General features: G+C 64.7%; 17 protein-coding genes. 7 read left to right on the top strand and 10 right to left on the bottom strand.

Annotated elements, in window-relative coordinates; all coding sequences use genetic code 11:
* Nucleotides 1-13 precede the first annotated feature (13 nt).
* The 3 genes from ACRQ5Q_RS05960 to ACRQ5Q_RS05950 all read right to left on the bottom strand — a co-directional run bounded on the left by ACRQ5Q_RS05960 (nucleotide 14) and on the right by ACRQ5Q_RS05950 (nucleotide 2,320).
* The gene (locus tag ACRQ5Q_RS05960; RefSeq protein WP_439370986.1) at nucleotides 14-412 is read right to left on the bottom strand and encodes a gamma-glutamylcyclotransferase family protein; all 399 of its coding nucleotides are present in this window, start codon (nucleotides 410-412) and stop codon (nucleotides 14-16) included.
* Between the two features lie 166 nt (nucleotides 413-578).
* Nucleotides 579-1,409: a transglutaminase-like domain-containing protein gene (locus tag ACRQ5Q_RS05955; protein ID WP_439396461.1), complete on the bottom strand. Its 831-nt coding sequence runs from the start codon at nucleotides 1,407-1,409 to the stop codon at nucleotides 579-581.
* A complete protein-coding gene (locus tag ACRQ5Q_RS05950) occupies nucleotides 1,409-2,320 on the bottom strand; it encodes a transglutaminase family protein (protein WP_439396459.1) in 912 nt (303 codons plus the stop codon). The genes ACRQ5Q_RS05955 and ACRQ5Q_RS05950 overlap by 1 nt, the downstream gene beginning before the upstream one ends.
* A gap of 91 nt (nucleotides 2,321-2,411) precedes the next feature.
* Here ACRQ5Q_RS05950 and ACRQ5Q_RS05945 point away from each other — a divergent pair, with 91 nt between their 5' ends.
* Complete coding sequence (locus ACRQ5Q_RS05945; protein WP_439396457.1) at nucleotides 2,412-3,215, top strand: N-formylglutamate amidohydrolase; 804 nt, start codon at nucleotides 2,412-2,414, stop codon at nucleotides 3,213-3,215.
* Nucleotides 3,216-3,262: 47 nt separating this feature from the next.
* On the opposite strand, the gene ACRQ5Q_RS05940 is transcribed toward ACRQ5Q_RS05945, so the two are convergent.
* From ACRQ5Q_RS05940 to ACRQ5Q_RS05930, 3 genes are all read right to left on the bottom strand, one after another.
* On the bottom strand, nucleotides 3,263-3,883 hold the full coding sequence (locus ACRQ5Q_RS05940) for a LysE family translocator (RefSeq protein WP_212341692.1): 621 nt from the start codon (nucleotides 3,881-3,883) through the stop codon (nucleotides 3,263-3,265).
* Nucleotides 3,884-4,218: 335 nt separating this feature from the next.
* The gene (locus ACRQ5Q_RS05935) at nucleotides 4,219-4,752 is read right to left on the bottom strand and encodes a hypothetical protein (protein WP_439396455.1); all 534 of its coding nucleotides are present in this window, start codon (nucleotides 4,750-4,752) and stop codon (nucleotides 4,219-4,221) included.
* A gap of 2 nt (nucleotides 4,753-4,754) precedes the next feature.
* Entirely contained in the window at nucleotides 4,755-6,200 is a 1,446-nt protein-coding gene (locus ACRQ5Q_RS05930) for an LVIVD repeat-containing protein (protein WP_439370995.1), read from the bottom strand.
* A 116-nt stretch (nucleotides 6,201-6,316) separates the two neighbouring features.
* Here ACRQ5Q_RS05930 and ACRQ5Q_RS05925 point away from each other — a divergent pair, with 116 nt between their 5' ends.
* The 3 genes from ACRQ5Q_RS05925 to ACRQ5Q_RS05915 are packed head-to-tail and all read left to right on the top strand — an operon-like array spanning nucleotide 6,317 to nucleotide 7,603.
* A complete protein-coding gene (locus ACRQ5Q_RS05925) occupies nucleotides 6,317-6,631 on the top strand; it encodes an ArsR/SmtB family transcription factor (RefSeq protein ID WP_439370996.1) in 315 nt (104 codons plus the stop codon).
* Entirely contained in the window at nucleotides 6,624-7,094 is a 471-nt protein-coding gene (locus tag ACRQ5Q_RS05920) for an SRPBCC family protein (RefSeq protein ID WP_439396454.1), read from the top strand. The genes ACRQ5Q_RS05925 and ACRQ5Q_RS05920 overlap by 8 nt, the downstream gene beginning before the upstream one ends.
* Nucleotides 7,091-7,603, top strand: coding sequence for an SRPBCC family protein (locus tag ACRQ5Q_RS05915; protein WP_439396452.1), 513 nt, complete (start codon nucleotides 7,091-7,093; stop codon nucleotides 7,601-7,603). The genes ACRQ5Q_RS05920 and ACRQ5Q_RS05915 overlap by 4 nt, the downstream gene beginning before the upstream one ends.
* A gap of 186 nt (nucleotides 7,604-7,789) precedes the next feature.
* On the opposite strand, the gene ACRQ5Q_RS05910 is transcribed toward ACRQ5Q_RS05915, so the two are convergent.
* A complete protein-coding gene (locus ACRQ5Q_RS05910) occupies nucleotides 7,790-8,563 on the bottom strand; it encodes a DUF2189 domain-containing protein (RefSeq protein WP_439396450.1) in 774 nt (257 codons plus the stop codon).
* Between the two features lie 267 nt (nucleotides 8,564-8,830).
* Between ACRQ5Q_RS05910 and ACRQ5Q_RS05905 the strand changes: the two genes are divergently transcribed.
* Nucleotides 8,831-11,062 carry an ATP-binding protein gene (locus tag ACRQ5Q_RS05905; RefSeq protein ID WP_439396448.1) on the top strand — a complete coding sequence of 744 codons (2,232 nt, stop codon included), beginning with the start codon at nucleotides 8,831-8,833 and terminating at the stop codon, nucleotides 11,060-11,062.
* A 122-nt stretch (nucleotides 11,063-11,184) separates the two neighbouring features.
* Here the strand turns inward: ACRQ5Q_RS05905 and ACRQ5Q_RS05900 are convergent, their stop codons facing one another.
* The 3 genes from ACRQ5Q_RS05900 to ACRQ5Q_RS05890 form a co-directional block, all read right to left on the bottom strand.
* Nucleotides 11,185-12,795, bottom strand: a complete 1,611-nt coding sequence (locus tag ACRQ5Q_RS05900) for an acyl-CoA synthetase (protein WP_439396446.1) — start codon at nucleotides 12,793-12,795, stop codon at nucleotides 11,185-11,187.
* Nucleotides 12,796-12,838: 43 nt separating this feature from the next.
* On the bottom strand, nucleotides 12,839-13,978 hold the full coding sequence (locus tag ACRQ5Q_RS05895) for an epoxide hydrolase family protein (protein ID WP_439396444.1): 1,140 nt from the start codon (nucleotides 13,976-13,978) through the stop codon (nucleotides 12,839-12,841).
* Between the two features lie 218 nt (nucleotides 13,979-14,196).
* Nucleotides 14,197-14,652: a GatB/YqeY domain-containing protein gene (locus ACRQ5Q_RS05890; protein ID WP_439371005.1), complete on the bottom strand. Its 456-nt coding sequence runs from the start codon at nucleotides 14,650-14,652 to the stop codon at nucleotides 14,197-14,199.
* 230 nt (nucleotides 14,653-14,882) lie between these two features.
* Here ACRQ5Q_RS05890 and carA point away from each other — a divergent pair, with 230 nt between their 5' ends.
* Nucleotides 14,883-16,073: a glutamine-hydrolyzing carbamoyl-phosphate synthase small subunit gene (gene carA / locus ACRQ5Q_RS05885; protein WP_439396442.1), complete on the top strand. Its 1,191-nt coding sequence runs from the start codon at nucleotides 14,883-14,885 to the stop codon at nucleotides 16,071-16,073.
* Nucleotides 16,074-16,192: 119 nt separating this feature from the next.
* Nucleotides 16,193-16,717, top strand: a complete 525-nt coding sequence (locus ACRQ5Q_RS05880; RefSeq protein ID WP_439371007.1) for a cupin domain-containing protein — start codon at nucleotides 16,193-16,195, stop codon at nucleotides 16,715-16,717.
* Nucleotides 16,718-16,778: the final 61 nt, after the last annotated feature.

Below are 16,778 nucleotides of genomic sequence, written 5' to 3'. Positions count from 1 at the left end.
TCCACATTCGTGATCAGTGGTCGAGAAACCGTCCCGACTCGATGCGGGGCAGATCCGTGACGGGCCAGTTGTAGATATAGGTCCACGCCTTCTCGGTCGTGCCGTCAGGCAGCGTCACCTCGATCAGCTCGCGCAGATATTCGGTCGGCTCGGGAAAGCCTTCGCCGCAGGCTTCATACATGTCGAGCTCGCGCAGCAGCTCGTCGGCTACGCGCAGCTGGAAGAGCTCGCCATGGACGAGGTCGGAGGACGCGTCCGAGCGCAGCAATCCCGGATAATGCTTGATGAGGAACAGCTTGCCACGGCAGGTTGCCTCGCCGATGAAGTCCGCGTGCTGCGCAAGCAGCCGCGCCATCGGATGGTCGAAGTCGCGCATCAGGGTGCCGTAGACGAACAGGCGGTTGGAGGTCATGACGGGGTCTATAGCCGGCCATGAGATGGAATGACAGCGCTATACGTTGGGGAAGCATCGTGCCCGCCACCGTCATTGCGAGGAGCTCTTGCGAGGAAGCAATTCAGACCGTCGTTGCGGAAACGGACTGGATTGCTTCGCTCGCAATGACGGATTGGAGCACCCCTCACCCCGCCGTCGCCACAGCCGCGCCGACTACCTCCTCGCTCACCACTTCGAACTTCCTCAGCTCCATCCGGCCAAAGCTCGTCGACAGCGCGACATCGGCGGCGTCCCGCCCCGTGGCCATCAGGATGCGGCCGATGCGGGGGGTGTTGTGGCGGGCGTCGAAAGTGAACCATCGGCCCGAGAGCCAGACCTGAAACCAGCCGGAGAAATCCATCGGGAACGGTTCGGGCGGGATGCCGATATCGCCCATGTAGCCGGTGCAGTAGCGCGCGGGGATGCCCATGCAGCGGCAGAGCGCGACGGCCAGATGCGCGAAGTCGCGGCAGACGCCGGTCTTCTGCTCGTAGACGTCGTGCGCCGACTTCATGTGATGGGCGTGCTCGTACCCGAAGGTGACATGCCGATGCACGAACGCGGTGATGGCAGAGACGCGCTGCCAGCCCGGCTCGGTCTTGCCGAACAGCGACCAGGCGATGTCGGTGAGCTTGTCCGTCTCGCAATAGCGGCTCGGCATCAGATAGAGCAGCAGTTCGTTCGGCAGCTCCTCGATCGGGATCTGCTGTGCATCCGGCATCACCTCGTCGGGCAGGCCGCTGTCGCGCACCAGCGCGCTACCTTTCAGCGTCACGCCGCCGGCCGGCGCCATGAGGCGGCCGCACACATTGCCGAAGCCGTCGTGATAGAAGCGGATGGGAGCGTCGGGCTCGGCAACCACCGTCTCCCGGCCGATGATGTCGGCCTGTCGCGAGGGGTGCATGTTCAGCATGATCACCATCGGTGTCGGCTGCAGCGCCGCGTAGGTGATCTCGAAGCCGACCTTGATCTCCATCACGGAACCTCTGCGTCCATCTTTTCGTCGCTGTCTTGGTCGTCGGAGACCACCTTGATGTTCACTTCCATCTCGTCGAAGGCGTCCTCGGAGCCGATATAGACGCCGTGCAGCGGGATCGCCTGGCGCGGGTCGCGGGCGACCGCGACGCGGATGAGGTCTCGGGTGCCGACGATACCGTTGGTCGGATCGAACTCGATCCACCCTGCGCTCGGCAGATAGACCTGCACCCAGGCATGGGTCGAGCCGCCGCCGACATGGCGTTCCGCGATGTCCTCTGGCACGAAGATGTAGCCGGAGACGAAGCGCGCGGCGATGCCGAGCTGGCGCAGCGCCTCGATCATGAACAGCGCATAGTCCCGGCAGGTTCCCGTGCCCGACTGCAAGGTGTCGAGCGGATGCTGCGTGCCGGGCTCGTGACGCTTGCGGTACCTGAACTGCTCGCCGATCGCGTGCGTCATGCCGCTCAGGATCTTGAAGGTCGGCGTCGGGGCCTCCTCGTCGAGGAAGCCGCGCGCCCATTCTCCGATCTCCCCGTCGGGATCGGCATATTGCGGCGTGATGTACTGGACGAGATCGGCGAACTCCTCGTCGTCATAGACGAACGGATAAAAATAGGCGGCATCGTCCGCGGTCAACGCGAACTCGTCGACCGGATTGTGCTCGACTGTGACGTGCCAGTCGAAGGTCAGATGATCCGCGCGCTCGTCGAAACTGGCGATCGCGACCGAGTTGCCAAACACATCGTGGATCCAGCGCAGCGACATCGGCTCGGGCGAGATCTCGAGCCTCGAGTCGAGCACGCGCAAATCATGCCCGTCGCGCGGACGCAGCATGATGCGGTGTTCGCCGAACGCCACCGGGCGGTTGTAGCGATATTCGGTCTTGTGATGAATCGTCAGCAGCGGCATCGTCCGACCATCATGGTGATTTTGGGTAGGCCAATCTATACCGATTCCTGCCCAATTTTCGGGGTGACTGCATCTTCCATAGGCAATCAGGATGGCTTTAGACACAGCCGGCACGACCGATCAACTGCTCGGCGAGAGTGACATTCCGTCAGTGCATGAGGTGAATGCAGAAGGCACATCGCCCTTCCTGCTCACCGCGGATCACTACGGACGCGCATTGCCGCGCGCGCTCGGCGATCTCGGCATTCCCGAGAGCGAGCTCGTCAGGCACATCGGCTGGGACATCGGCATCGCCGGCGTCGCCGAGCGCCTCGCCAGGATGCTCGATGCGCACCTGATCGCGCAGCGCTATTCGCGGCTCGTGATCGACTGTAACCGTCCGCCCGGCGCTGCGAGCTCGATCCCCGTGATATCGGAGGCAACCACGATCCCCCGCAACGAGGCCATCTCCGATGCCGAGCGCACGGCGCGGCGGCGCGAGATCTTCGAGCCCTATCACCATCGCATCGACACGACGATCGGCCGGCGCCTGCACGACAAGCGCCCGACCGTGCTGGTGTCGCTGCACAGCTTCACGCCCGTCTATGCCGGCGTCGCGCGGCCCTGGCACATCGGCGCACTGTACAATCGCGACACCGTGCTGCCGCGGCTGCTGCTGAAGCATCTTCGCCGCGAGAGCGATCTCGTCGTCGGTGACAACGAGCCCTATGCGGTGAGCGACGTCACCGACTACACCATCCCCGTGCACGGCGAAGCCCGCGGCCTCGTCAACACCGGCATCGAGATCCGCCAGGATCTGATCGCGGACCAGTCCGGCCAGCAGCAATGGGCGGAGCGGCTGGCAGGGCTCTTTGCGGAAATCGAGGTGGAGCTGCGGGCGGAGAGGTTGGCGTAGCCAGCCAAGCCGACCGTGCGCTCCCTCCCCCGCTTGCCGGAGAGGGTTCATTTGGCCCTGGTCAGCGCCAGCCAGATGCCGCCGCCGATCATGAAGCCGCCGGAGATGCGCGACATCAACCGCGTGCGGCGGGCCGAGAAGAATTTCCGGGCGCGACCCGCTGCGATGGCGTAGAGCGCGTCCGTCATCACGGCGGTGACCATGAAGGTCGCGCCGAGCAGCGCGACTTGCGGAAAGTGCGGCTGACTCATGTCCATGAACTGCGGGATGAAGGCACCGAAGAACACCAGCACCTTCGGGTTCGACAGCAGCACCAGGAAACCTTGCAGGAAAAACCCGCCGCGCGGCGGCGGAGGCGGTGCGTCGACATCGACGCCCTCGACCGGCGCCCAGATCAGCCTGATGCCGAGCCAGACCAGATAGGCGGCACCTGCAAAGCGTACCCAGTCGAACCAGTAGCCCATGGTCGCCATCAGCGAGGTCAGGCCGATCGCGACGATGCCGATGACGATGGCGAGACCCGCTTGCGCGCCGGCCACGTTCGTGAGCGCCGCACGCGTGCCATGACGCAGCCCGTTGGCGATGACGAGGGTCACGATCGGACCGGGCAGCAACGCCAGCGCAATGCACGCGGCGACGAAGGCGAGGTAGGCTTGCATGGACATCATGGGCGGGACTCGGCTGGCGGCGGATTTGAAGTATTAATGCATGGGATGGGCGGGAACGGAAGCTCTTCTCCCTCTCCCCGTTCTTACGGGGCCGCGACGAGTTCGGCTCGCGCTGAGAGGACCGGGGTGAGGGGCTGCCTCCGCGAAGGCGAGGGCAGAGGGATCGACACTGTCCGCTCCCCCGTCATTGCGAGCGAAGCAAAGCAATCCAGAGTCCCTCCGCAGAAAGATTCTGGATTGCTTCGCTTCGCTCGCAATGACGGGGTGGGGAAAGCTGACGTAAGATCAACCAATTGAATTCGCGGATGCTCCCCCTCACCCGGAAGAGCAGCGCCTCACCTTCCGTCCAGCGCCGCTGCCATCCATCGCTTCATCTCCTGCGTCTCCAGAAGCTCCAGCGCCGCGCTCTGCACGGCGTTCGCCTCGCCCGCGCCTTGCGCTACTGCGACGAGCAGATCGCAGCGGCGCGACAGCGCGAGGCCGGCGGCGGCGTGGCGGGCGCCGCCGGGCATGTCGAGCTCGTAGTGCCTGATGCGGCCCGCCATGGCGGCTATGCCCACGGCGTGACCAGGTGCGACGGGGGCAAAGCTCGGACTGATCAGGTCGATGTCGGTGACGCGGTCGACCTCCTCGTCATCGGCAATGCCGATATCGCAATTGCAGAAGCCGCGCTTGGCGCGGACATAGAGCTCGTCGCCATCGCATCCGCCCGCGGTACAGCGGAACGCGCGGCCCGCGGGCCAGCCATCGCGGGGAAACGGCCACGCGATCTCCTGCCATCGGCCGCCGCGCTCGGTCCCATCGGCATGCACGCCCGCAACCGCACCGAGAGCGATCGCCGCGGCCGCGATGATCATCGCGCGCCGCATCGTCAGTTCCTCGGCAGGCCGGCGACGGCGCGCGCTGGCCCGGTCAGCTCGAGGATATGCAGGCCGGTATTGGCCCGGTCGACGATGTAGATGTAGCCGCGATCATCCGTCTCGACATTGTTGGTCTGGATCGCGACCTTGCAGCGCTCACCGCCTTCGACGGGAATGCAGCGCTTGTCAGTCGCCGCGGTGATCGCCGGGATGAAATAGCCGACCTCCCTCGGGTGATAGGGATCGCGGATATCGAGCGCGCGAACCCCGGCGTTGAAGAAGGCGATGAATGCCATCTTCTTGTAATAGACCGGCGCCATGCTCTCGTTCGAGGAATGAGAGCCGAAACGGCCGCCACGCTGGCAGAACTGCCCGCTCGCCTCCGGCACGGTGTAGCTCGAGATCATCATCGGCCGGGTCTCCGTGGTGACATCCGCGAACCACACCATCTGCCGCGCCTCGCCGCATTCGTTGAGGATCGCCTCGTCCACGATCATGACGATGTCGCGCGTCTTGCCGTCCTTGTCCTCGGCAAACTCCGCAACGGGCATGTCCAGCATCGGAAACGTCGTGTGCGCGCCGTTGAAGGCCGACATCGGCATGCGCGCAATCTCGGGAAAGCGCAGATTGTCCGCTGTCGGCTCCTTGGGCCCCGTCAGGAGCTTCTCGCGGTCGACGATCTGCAGGATGCCGCCCTTGTTGGTGCCGTAGCCGAAATAGACCCGGTTGCCGTCGGGCCCGGTCGAGATCGGGCCGTGCAATTCGGTCGGCACCGCGCCGGCCGAACCCGGCTCCTGACCTGGCAGACCGAAGTCGCGGATCTTCTGCGGATGGGCGGGATCGGAGAGATCATAGACCTGCGTCATCCGCCGCGTGCGCCAGTCCGGCGCGCCTGAGACGAGGAAGGCGATGCCGGTGTCGCATTCCCACCAGCTCTTGTGCGTGTCCTTCAGGCCAGCGATGCGCGCGATGAGCACGGGACTGGCGGGATCAGTGACGTTCCAGATCTCATGCGCCTCGCTGCCGAAGGTGCGCAGCATGTAGACCGCGCTGGGATCGCCCTTCGGCAACGACTTGCCGTCGCAGACCCGCACCATCTGCGCGCCGCCGGATTCATACTTGCCCTCCTGCCCCGGCAGATGACGCAGATACTTTGGACGCGCGGGATCGGTGACGTCGACGATCGAGGTTCCGTTCGGCTCCGCCTGCCCCGTCATCGGATTGACGGGAGCGGGCACATCGTCGGTGCCGCCGTGATGGCCGATATAGGCGATCCAGCGGTCGCCCTGATGATGGATGGTCGGCTGATAGGCGCTGCGCACCTGGAGGTCGTTCGCGCCGACCAGCTTCATGTTGGAAGCCTCCGGCGGCGCGCCGATCGTCTGCTTCTGGGCGTAGACAAATGTGCTGTGGACGAAAAGGACAAGGCCTGCGGCAGTCAAGACACAACGGAACATCGATGTCCTCCCGGAACCAATCTGCGTTGGCTGAGATGAAAGGCTAACACGGTCAATCCTGCGGCCCAAAGACACCATCTTGACATGCAACCATTTGGTTGCCTATGATCACTATCATGGATGAAGTCTTCAAAGCGCTGGCAGACGCATCGAGACGGTCGCTGCTGGACAGGCTTCACGCCAGGAACGGCCAGACGCTGAACGAACTCTGCGAGGGCCTCGCGATGACGCGGCAGGCCGTCACAAAGCACCTTGTCATTCTCGAAGAGGCCAATCTGGTCACGACCATCAGGCATGGCCGCGAGAAGCTTCACTATCTCAATCCGGTGCCGATCCATCAGATCGGCGAACGCTGGATCAGGAAGTTCGAGCGCGACAAGCTCGTGGCCCTCAGCGAGTTGAAACGCCAGTTGGAGAAGCGCGATGAGTAAGCCGCAATTCGTCTATGTGAGCTATATCGAGACCACGCCGGAGAAACTGTGGGAGGCGCTGACGTCGAGCGCGTTCACCAGGCAATACTGGTTCGGCGCCGAGGTGGAATCAGACTGGAAGGTCGGCTCGCCCTTCGCGCTCCTGCTCGACGGCGAGGTTACCGATTCCGGCGAGATTTTGGAGGCCGATCCGCCGCGGCGGCTGTCCTACAGCTTCAAGCACCACAAGTTCGAGGAACTGCGCGGAGAGCCGATCTCGCGTGTCGTCTTCACCATCGAGCCGTTCGGCCCGCTCGTGCGTTTGACCGTGTTGCATGACGGCTTCGTCGAGGGCGGCAAATATCTCGGCGCCGTCTCCAACGGCTGGCCGGCGATCCTGTCCCAGCTTAAGAGCCTGCTCGAGACCGGCAAGCTGCTCGGCATTCCGCGCGCAGCGCTGAACAAGGGATTCGATGCAAAATGAACCTCGATCAATTCAAGCCGCTCACGGTCTACACCATCTACATCGCCTCGACGCCGGAGAAGGTGTGGGACGCGCTGACCTCGGCCGAGTTCAGCAAGCAGTATTTCTTCGGCAACGCCGTGGAGGTCGAGCCGCGCCTTGGCGGCGCGTTCATCGTGCGCACGCCGGATGGCGCGCTGCACATCAGCGGCGAGGTTCTCGCCTACGATCCGCCGCGAAAGCTCTCCGTCACCTTCAACGTCAACTGGCCGGAGCTGATCGAGAAGCTTGGCCCGACGCTGGTGACTTACGAGATCGAGCAGGTTGGCGATGCGGTTCGTCTCACCATGAGCGAAGGCCATGACCGGTCGCTCAGCGACGATATCCTCGAAGGTGGACGCCAGGGTTGGCCGGCGATCCTGTCCAGCCTCAAGAGCGTGCTCGAGACCGGCAAGCCGCTGGCGGTGAAAATGGGCCCGCCGAAGCGGATGCTCGATGCGCTGAAGGCGATGGGGATCAAGACGCCGTAGGAGAGAATACAAGTTGCGCGAGGCCCTCTCCCTGTGGGAGAGGGTGGCTCGCCGTGAAGCGGCGAGACGGGTGAGGGGTATGTCTCCGCCAAGATTTCTTGCAGTAGAATCCGCTGAAGCAACCCCTCGTCCGGCGCTTCGCGCCACGTTCTCCCACAAGGGGAGAAGGAAGAAGGGCAGCGGAGACTACGGCACCGGCACCACGAGCCGCCGATACAGATGCCACGTCGCGTGCCCGAGCACGGGCAGCGTCACGATCAGCCCGAGAAAGTACGGCAGCGCAGAAACGATCAGCAGCATCACGATCACCGCGGCCCAGCCGATCATCGGCAGCGGGCTCGTCACCACCGCACGCACGCTCGTCACCATGGCCGTGACGAAATCGACCTCGCGATCGAGCAGCAGCGGAAACGACACCACGGTCAGCGAAAACAGGATCACCGATAGCACGGCGCCGACCGCGTTGCCGATGGCGAGGAACAGCAGGCCCTCGTTGGTGGTCAGCACCACCGTCACGAATTCCTGCAGGCTCGAGAACGAGGCATGCAGGCCGAGCAGCAGCGCGATCAGGAGCCGCACCTGGTACATCCAGATCACGAACATGAACAGCGTAACGAACGCCATCCAGCCGATTTCGCTGCGCGAGCGGATCGCCGACCAGATCGCGCCGAACGACACCGGCTCGCCGCGCTCGCGGCGGCGGCTGACTTCATAGAGGCCGATCGCCACGAACGGGCCGATCAGCGCGAAGCCAGCGGCCAGGGGATAGACCAGATAGACCATGCCGAAGGCGGTGAGGCAGAGCATGATGGCGATGCCGCCAGCGGCATAGAGCGCGCCGAAGCAAAGCCCGTAGAGCGGCAGCGCCTGGAAGTCGCGCAGACCCTCGACCAGCGCCTCGGCGATGTCGGTCGCCACGACGGGGCGCACCACCGGATCGACCTTGCCCGAGATGGACATCAGCTGCCTCCTCATCTGCCGGCGCGATCTTCGTCGCACGCGACATCGATATTAGCGCCCTCCCGCACCGCGCGCACGCGCCAGTTGATGACGGAAACGACGGTATCGCAGTGAGCCGGCAACGCCTCCTCCTCCCACCCGCCAAGCGTGTGCGCCAAAATCTTTCCCCGCTTTTCGGCACGATGCCTATGGACGGACCGGAGGGCGGTGCCGCAAATTGTACCTCCGCCCCTTACATGCGATGGACCAGAGCGGATCATTCGACCGATGAGCTTGCGTACCCGGCTACTGATCCTCGTCATCGCGGCCATGCTGGTGCCGGCGGGCCTCGTCGGCCTGCGCTTCATGCAGAACCGCAGCAGCGACATCAACGCCGCCCTGACGAATCTGGCGGCGGCAGCCGACGAGATTGCAAGTGACCTGGACGAGAAGATCCAGGGCACCACGCAGCTGCACTATGGTCTCGCCCGCGCCCGCGACCTCGACACCCGCGACAAGGCGGCCTGCTCGGCGTTCCTGTCGGAAGTGCGCGAGGAATACCCGCAGTTCACCGGAATATTGACCATCGACCCCGACGGCAGCCTGTTCTGCGACTCGCTGCGGACCAACCGCAGCCTCGATCTCCGGGATCGCGCCTATTTCAAGCAGGCGCTGGTCTCGCGCGGCGTGGTGCTCGAGCCGGTGTTTGGCCGGCTGACCGGGATGTCGGTGCTCCAGATCGCTTATCCGGTGCGGACGGACGCCGGCGCGCTCAAGCTGATCCTGCTGGCTTCGTTCAACCTGCGCAAATTCGCGGAGTTTCACCACAAGCGCCTGCTCGCCGAGAAGGACGTCCTGCTGGTCGACGGCAAGGGCACGGTTTTGGTCGCGCCCTCCGGAGCCGGCTGGTCCGTGCCCGTCGGCGGGTCGATCGCGGGTTCCGAACTGTTCCGCTTCGCGGCAGCGCCCGACCGGGAGCCCTTTCATGAGGTGACCGATGGCGCGGGCCGCACCCATGTCTGGAGTGTCGCCGCCCGCTCGCCGGCGACCCGGGATGCCGGTCTCTACATTCTGGTCGGACGGTCCAAGGACGGGCTGGTTGCGGCCGCGAACCGCCGGCTCTACGAGGACCTGGCGATCCTCACCGTGGCCTCGCTGCTGCTGCTGGCGGCGGTCTGGATCCTTGCGACCGTGAGCGTGGGGCGCCAGGTCGGGCGGCTCGCGACGATGGCGAAGAAGCTCGGGCGCGGCGATCTCAGCGCGCGCATTCCGCCGCCCCATCCGGGCGGCGAGCTCGGCGGACTGATGACCCTGCTCAACGACACCGCCGTGTCGCTGCAGCAGCAACGCGCCGCCATCGCCGATCTCAACCAGAAGCTCAGCCAATCGCAGAAGATGGAAGCCATGGGCCAGCTCACCGGCGGCGTGGCGCACGATTTCAACAATCTCCTCACCGTCATTCTCGGCAATTCGGAGCATCTTGCCGATCAGCTGGCGGGCAACAAGGAATTGCGCCGCATCGCCGGCGACATCGCCACCGCCGCCGAGCGCGGCTCCGACCTGACGCGGAGCCTGCTCGCATTCGCGCGCAAGCAGCCCTTGAGGCCGCGCGACATCGACATTGCCGGCAAGCTGCTGGAGATGCAGCCGTTGCTGCGCAGATCGCTGGGCGAGCACGTCGAGTGCACCTTCGCGCTCGATGCGGATCTGTGGATGACCAGCGTCGATCCCGGCCAGCTGGCGACCGCGCTGCTCAACCTTGTGCTCAACGCACGCGACGCCTTGCCCGACGGCGGCAAGCTCACGGTCGAGGCGCGCAACATCTCGCTCGGCGAGTCCGACCTCGACGTCAACGGCGAGCCGCGGCCGGGCGACTACGTCATGGTGGCCGTGACCGACACCGGCACCGGCATGAGCGCCGAGGTGGCGAGCCGCGCCTTCGAGCCGTTCTTCACCACCAAGGAGGTCGGCAAGGGGACCGGGCTTGGCCTCAGCATGGTCTATGGTTTCGTGCGACAGTCCGGCGGCCTGGTGCAGATGCAGTCCGAGCCGGGACACGGCAGCGCCGTCAGGTTGTTCTTTCCCCGTCTTGCGACACCGCCGGCCGAGGCTGCACTACCGGCAGAGCACATCGCGGCACCCGATGGCAGCGAGACTATTCTCGTCGTCGAGGACGACGACATGGTGCGCGCCTATGTCGAGAACGAGCTGAAGGCACTCGGCTACCGCGTCATCGCGCGGTCGAACGGTCCCGCGGCGCTGGACTTGTTGCGCCAGCGCGGCGACATCCATTTGCTGTTCACCGACGTCGTGATGCCCGGCGGCATGTTCGGGCCGGAGCTTGCGCGGCAAGCAACGGCGCTGCGGCCCGGGCTCAAGGTGCTCTTCACTTCCGGCTACACCCAGGATCCGGTCAAGACGCCCGACGGCGTCGGCGACGCGCGCATCCTGAGAAAACCGTTCCGGCGCAAGGATCTCGCCGCGATGCTGCGGGCGGCGCTCTCGACGCCGTCGCGATGAATCAGGACGAGAACGCGAGCTGGAACGCGAGATAATCGTCGGCCTCCAGCGTCATCCTGCGCCAGCCGGAGTACATGAGCTCCAGCGCCCCGCGGCTTGAGAGGTCTTCGACAAGGAAAAGCCTAACCCCTCGCCCGCAGCTCGCGCCGCAGCACCTTCCCCGTCGCCGTCATCGGCAGCGTCTCGGCGAATTCCACATAGCGCGGATATTCGTGCGCGGCGAGCTGCACCTTCACGAACTCCTGGATCTCGCGCGCGAGCGCGTCGCTGCCGGCGAAGCCCGGACGCAGCACGATCCAGGCCTTGATCGATTCGGTACGGATTGGATCGGGGATGCCGACCACGGCGGCCATCGCCACCGACGGATGCTTCATCAGCGTGTGCTCGATCTCGGCGGGGCCGACGCGATAGCCGGCGGTGGTGATGACGTCGTCCTCGCGGCTGACATACCAGAAATAGCCATCCCCGTCCTGCACGCCGAGATCGCCGGTGAGCAGAAACTCGCCGGCATATTTCTTCGCCGTCGCCTCCGGATTGCGCCAGTATTCGAGCATTGTGACGGGGCATGGCTGGCGCACGCCGATGATGCCGCGCTGACCGCGCGGCAGTTCCTCGCCCTTGTCGTTGACGATGCGGACGTCGAAGCCCGGCGTCGCCTTGCCCATCGAACCCGGCCGGATCGGAAAAAGATTTGAGTTGCTGCCGACCACGAGATTGCACTCGGTCTGGCCGAACACCTCATGCGCGTCGATGCCAAAGGTCTCGCGCACCCATCCCAGGAGTTCACCGCCCAGCGATTCGCCGCCCGTAAAAATGCTGCGCAGCCTGACGCCGGGATGCTTCACGCTGGCCTGCCGCATCAGCTTCAGCGCGGTCGGCGGCAGGAAAACGTTGCGCACGGACAGATCGGCCATCATCTGCATGGCCGCCTGCGGCTCGAATTTTCGCGCGCGATGACCGACCAGCGGGATGCCGTGATACCAGAACGCCAGCAGGCCGTTGACGAGACCGCCGATCCAGGCCCAGTCGGCCGGCGTCCACATCAGGTCTCCGGGCCGCGGCAGGAAGTTGTGACACATCTCCACATTCGGCAGATGGCCGAGCACGACTCGATGCGCATGCAGTGCGCCCTTCGGATTGCCCGTCGTGCCCGAGGTGTAGATGATCAGCGCGGGATCATCGGCCGAGGTGTCGACGTTTGCAAAATCCTCGGCCGCGGTTTCGATCGCTGACCAGAACGGCTTTGCGCCGGCGTGGACGGCGCCGCTCGTGACATAGATATCCTGCAGGTAGGGCAGCCGATCGCGGATCTTCGTCAGCTTCTCCCAGCCAGCCTCATCGGTGACGATGGCTCTTGCCTGCGAATTCGACAGGCGGAATTCCAGTGCATCCTCGCCGAACAGCGCGAACAGCGGGATCGAGATCAGCCCGGAGCGGAACGCCGCCATGTGCGCAATCGGCAATTCCAGCGACTGCGACAGGAACACCGCGACGCGATCGCCGCGGACAAGCCCGTCCGCCTGCAATACATTGGCGAAGCGGCGCGACATGTCCGCGACCTCGTCGAAGGACGTGCGCGTGGTGACGCCGTTCTCGTCGACATAGATCAGTGCGAGACGGCCGGTGCCGTCAGCATGGCGGTCGCAGCACGCCTCCGCGATGTTGAAGCGCGCAGGGATGTCCCAGCGGAAGTTGCGATAGAGCTCGTCGTAGGTCTTGGCTTCGGTGAGCATCGGCTTGGTCGTCTTCCCGGTCTCTTGTTGTTATTGCACAGGTTCACCGCACCGTCGCGAAGAACTTCCTGACATCGCGCACGAACAGTTCCGGCTGCTCGAAGGCGGCGAAATGGCCGCCCTTCTCCATCTCGCTCCAATGCGTGATGTTGTGGAAGTTCGGCTCCATCCAGCGCCGCACCGGCGTGATGATCTCCTTGGGGAACACCGCGACGCCAGTCGGCACCTTCACTCCCGGCGTCGTTCGGCGCTTGCCAAAACTCTCCCAATAGAGTCGCGCCGACGAGGTCGCCGTCTCGGTCGCCCAGTACAGCATGACGTTGTCGAGCAACTCGTCCCTCGTGAAGATGTTTTCGGGATGACCGTTGCAATCGGTCCAGGCCCAGAATTTTTCCAAAATCCAGGCCGCCTGTCCGCTCGGCGAATCCGTCAGGCCATAGCCGAGCGTTTGCGGGCGCGTCGATTGCTGCTTGGAGTAGCCGGAGTCGAGATCGACATAGTGCTTGAGGCCGGCAAGCGCGCGCTTCTCCTCCGCCGTCGGCTCGCCCTCGACCTTCGGCGCCGCGTTGAAGGCGAGCGTGATGTGGATGCCGGAGCAGTGCTCGGCATCCTGCGCGCCGAGCGAGGTCGTCACCGCCGAGCCCCAGTCGCCGCCTTGCGCGCCGTAACGGGCGTAGCCCAGCCGGTCCATCAGCTTCGCCCAGGTCGCCGCGATGCGGTCGACGCCCCAGCCGGTGGTCTTCGGCTTGGCGGAGAAGCCGAAGCCCGGCAGCGAGGGGCAGATCACGTGAAAGGCATCGGCGGGACTGCCGCCATGCGCGGCAGGATCGGTGAGCGGCGCGATCACCTTCTGGAATTCCACGATCGAGCCGGGCCAGCCATGGGTGATGATCAGCGGCAGCGCGTTTGCTTCCTTCGAACGCACGTGGATGAAGTGGATGTCGAGCCCGTCGATCTCGGTGGTGAACTGATCGAAGCGATTGAGCTTTGCTTCGCGGGCGCGCCAGTCGTAACCATCAGCCCAGTAGCTGCAGATCTCCTGGATCCACTTCAGCGGCGCGCCCTGGCTCCAGTCGTCCACCAGCTCCGACTCCGGCCAGCGCGTGCGCGCGAGGCGCGATTGGAGGTCGGCGAGGATGTCGTCGCCGATGGCGATGCGGAACGGTTTGATCCCGGCGGTCATGGTGCCTCCCTATTTTCTTATGGAGAGAGTAGACCGAACTGATGCCGCATCAAAGATGCCCCTTCTCCCCTCGTGGGAGAAGGTGGCGCGAAGCGCTGGATGAGGGGTCTCTGTCCGCTTGCTCATTGTGAGAGGCTCGCGCGCGGAGAGAGACCCCTCACCCGTCTCGCCGCTACGCGGCGACCCACCTCTCACGCAAGGGGAGAGGCTAAGACGAGCTAGCCCGACAGCGCGGCCTTGACCAGGCCGCTCGCCTTGCCGAAGTCCATCTGGCCCGCGTATTTCGCGCGTAGCACGGCGATCACCTTGCCCATGTCTTTCATGCTGCTCGCGCCGGTTTCAGTGATCGCATCCGCGATCGCCTTCTTCACCTCGTCCTCGGACATCTGCTTCGGCAGATACGCCGAGATCACCTCGATCTCCTCGCGCTCCTGCTTGGCGAGTTCGGCGCGGCCGCCCTTGTCGTAGAGTTCGACCGCTTCCTGGCGCTGCTTGATCATCTTCTGCAGCACGGCGAGCAAATCGGCATCCGACAGCGGCGGCTTGCCCTGCCCCCGCGCGTCGATGTCGGCGTTCTTGATGGTCGAGTTGACCATGCGCAGCGTGGACAGCTTGCGCTCGTCCTTGGCCTTCATGGCCTCCTTGACCGCATTGTTGATGTCGTCGCGCAGCATGGTCGGGGGGTCCTTCTCGTTCGATTTCGCATGGTCTAAGCCGTTCGCAGCCAAGAGGCCATACCGGAGCCGGCGCTGGTGCATTGTTTCCTCGCCAGGGCCCGAAACGGCTCAAAATTGCCAGTTCCGACCCAAGTGCCTGACGCGGGCTGCCAAATATGCAAAAACGCATGTGAATCGGCCCTCTCCCGCTTTGACGGGCGCAGGCGGGGGGCTTATGAAGCGGGCTCATGACACAACATGACAACGATCCCGCTTGGCCGGACCACAAACCGACCGGGCTCCTCGTGCTTGCCGATGGCACGGTGCTGGAGGGCTTTGGTCTCGGCGCCGAAGGGCATGCCGTCGGCGAAGTCTGCTTCAACACCGCGATGACCGGCTATGAGGAGATCCTCACCGATCCCTCCTACGCCGGCCAGCTCATCACCTTCACCTTCCCGCATATCGGCAATGTCGGTACCAACGAGGAAGACATCGAGACGGTGAACATGGCCGCAACGCCCGGCGCCCGCGGCGTGATCCTGCGCACCGCGATCACCGATCCCTCGAACTACCGCGCCACCAAGCATCTCGACCAGTGGCTGAAGGCGCGCGGCATCATCGGCCTCTCGGGCATCGACACCCGCGCCCTGACCGCGCTGATCCGCAGCAAGGGCATGCCCAATGCCGTGATCGCGCATTCCAAGACCGGCGAGTTCGACCTGCACGGCCTCAAGGAAGAAGCGCGCGAATGGCCCGGTCTCGAGGGCATGGACCTCGTGCCGATGGTCACGAACGGCCAGCGCTTCACCTGGGACGAGACGCCGTGGGCCTGGGACAAGGGCTTTGGCCGGCAGGAGAAGCCCGAGTTCAACGTCGTCGCCATCGACTACGGCATCAAGCGCAACATCTTGCGCCTGCTCGCCGGCGTCGGCTGCAAGGTGACGGTGGTGCCGGCGACGACCTCGTCCGAAGACATCCTGGCGATGAAGCCCGACGGCGTGTTCCTGTCCAACGGCCCGGGCGACCCCGCCGCGACCGGCAAGTACGCGGTGCCTGTGATCCAGGACGTCATCAAGTCGGGCACACCGACCTTCGGGATCTGCCTCGGCCACCAGATGCTGGGCCTTGCCGTCGGCGCCAGAACCAAGAAGATGCATCAGGGCCATCACGGCGCCAATCACCCGGTCAAGGACGAGACCACCGGCAAGGTCGAGATCACCTCGATGAACCACGGCTTCGCCGTGGACGAAAAGACCTTGCCGAAGGGCGCGACGCAGACCCACATCTCCCTGTTCGACGGATCCAATTGCGGCATCCAGCTCGACGGCAAGCCGGTGTTCTCGGTGCAGTACCACCCCGAGGCTTCGCCCGGCCCGCGCGACTCGCACTATCTGTTCCAGCGCTTCGCCGATCTGATGCGGCAGAAGAAGAGCGCGTAAGGCGCGTTCTCCACGACGACTTCACGACAAAAGCCCGGGCTCGCCCCGGGCTTCTTCGTCGAGGAACGCGGTCTCATGCCGCTCGTTGATCCCTGCTATCCTCGCGCAGGAGCACAGCCATGTCCGTCGTCCGCGACAAGGCCGAGCCGCTCGCCATCGTTTTCGAGGATGACGGGCTCGTGCCGAACAACATTCTTCCGTTCCTGGTCTACCAGGGCGCGGTCGAGCTCGACCCGAAGCAGCCGGAAGAAACCGTCGAAAACCTGTTCGAGGAGAACGAATGGGGTGGGACGTGGCGCAACGGCGTCTACGACTATCTACATTATCACGCGACGGTGCATGAGGTGCTCGGCGTTGCGCGCGGCAGCGCGCGCGTCCGTTTCGGCGGCGATCATGGCCAGGAGCTGGAGATCAAGGCCGGCGATGTCGCGATCCTGCCGGCCGGCACCGGGCACCAATGCATCAAGGCGAGCGATGATCTCTGCATCATCGGCGCCTACCCGCCAGGCAGCAAGATGGAGATCACGCGGGCAACGCCGGAGAACCACGCGAAGGCGTTGAAGACGATTCCAAAAGTGGCGATGCCACCGGCTGATCCGGTGACTGGGAAGGATGGCGCGTTGATGCGGTTGTGGCGGAGTTAGCTGCGCTCATTCAACAAACTCCACCGTCGTCCCGGCGAACCTCCTCAGACCGGCTTATGGC

The sequence above is a fragment of the Bradyrhizobium sp. PMVTL-01 genome, from assembly GCF_051861855.1.
Lineage (GTDB): Bacteria > Pseudomonadota > Alphaproteobacteria > Rhizobiales > Xanthobacteraceae > Bradyrhizobium.
This window is presented reverse-complemented; position numbering and strand designations above follow the sequence as displayed.

What these genes read in the sequence shown, in the direction of transcription:
- ACRQ5Q_RS05960 (WP_439370986.1), bottom strand. Translation starts at nt 412, where the DNA reads ATGACCTCCAACCGCCTGTTCGTCTACGGCACCCTGATGCGCGACTTC.
- ACRQ5Q_RS05955 (WP_439396461.1), bottom strand. Translation starts at nt 1,409, where the DNA reads ATGGAGATCAAGGTCGGCTTCGAGATCACCTACGCGGCGCTGCAGCCG.
- ACRQ5Q_RS05950 (WP_439396459.1), bottom strand. Translation starts at nt 2,320, where the DNA reads ATGCCGCTGCTGACGATTCATCACAAGACCGAATATCGCTACAACCGC.
- ACRQ5Q_RS05945 (WP_439396457.1), top strand. Translation starts at nt 2,412, where the DNA reads ATGGCTTTAGACACAGCCGGCACGACCGATCAACTGCTCGGCGAGAGT.
- ACRQ5Q_RS05940 (WP_212341692.1), bottom strand. Translation starts at nt 3,883, where the DNA reads ATGATGTCCATGCAAGCCTACCTCGCCTTCGTCGCCGCGTGCATTGCG.
- ACRQ5Q_RS05935 (WP_439396455.1), bottom strand. Translation starts at nt 4,752, where the DNA reads ATGCGGCGCGCGATGATCATCGCGGCCGCGGCGATCGCTCTCGGTGCG.
- ACRQ5Q_RS05930 (WP_439370995.1), bottom strand. Translation starts at nt 6,200, where the DNA reads ATGTTCCGTTGTGTCTTGACTGCCGCAGGCCTTGTCCTTTTCGTCCAC.
- ACRQ5Q_RS05925 (WP_439370996.1), top strand. Translation starts at nt 6,317, where the DNA reads ATGGATGAAGTCTTCAAAGCGCTGGCAGACGCATCGAGACGGTCGCTG.
- ACRQ5Q_RS05920 (WP_439396454.1), top strand. Translation starts at nt 6,624, where the DNA reads ATGAGTAAGCCGCAATTCGTCTATGTGAGCTATATCGAGACCACGCCG.
- ACRQ5Q_RS05915 (WP_439396452.1), top strand. Translation starts at nt 7,091, where the DNA reads ATGAACCTCGATCAATTCAAGCCGCTCACGGTCTACACCATCTACATC.
- ACRQ5Q_RS05910 (WP_439396450.1), bottom strand. Translation starts at nt 8,563, where the DNA reads ATGTCCATCTCGGGCAAGGTCGATCCGGTGGTGCGCCCCGTCGTGGCG.
- ACRQ5Q_RS05905 (WP_439396448.1), top strand. Translation starts at nt 8,831, where the DNA reads ATGAGCTTGCGTACCCGGCTACTGATCCTCGTCATCGCGGCCATGCTG.
- ACRQ5Q_RS05900 (WP_439396446.1), bottom strand. Translation starts at nt 12,795, where the DNA reads ATGCTCACCGAAGCCAAGACCTACGACGAGCTCTATCGCAACTTCCGC.
- ACRQ5Q_RS05895 (WP_439396444.1), bottom strand. Translation starts at nt 13,978, where the DNA reads ATGACCGCCGGGATCAAACCGTTCCGCATCGCCATCGGCGACGACATC.
- ACRQ5Q_RS05890 (WP_439371005.1), bottom strand. Translation starts at nt 14,652, where the DNA reads ATGCTGCGCGACGACATCAACAATGCGGTCAAGGAGGCCATGAAGGCC.
- carA (WP_439396442.1), top strand. Translation starts at nt 14,883, where the DNA reads ATGACACAACATGACAACGATCCCGCTTGGCCGGACCACAAACCGACC.
- ACRQ5Q_RS05880 (WP_439371007.1), top strand. Translation starts at nt 16,193, where the DNA reads ATGTCCGTCGTCCGCGACAAGGCCGAGCCGCTCGCCATCGTTTTCGAG.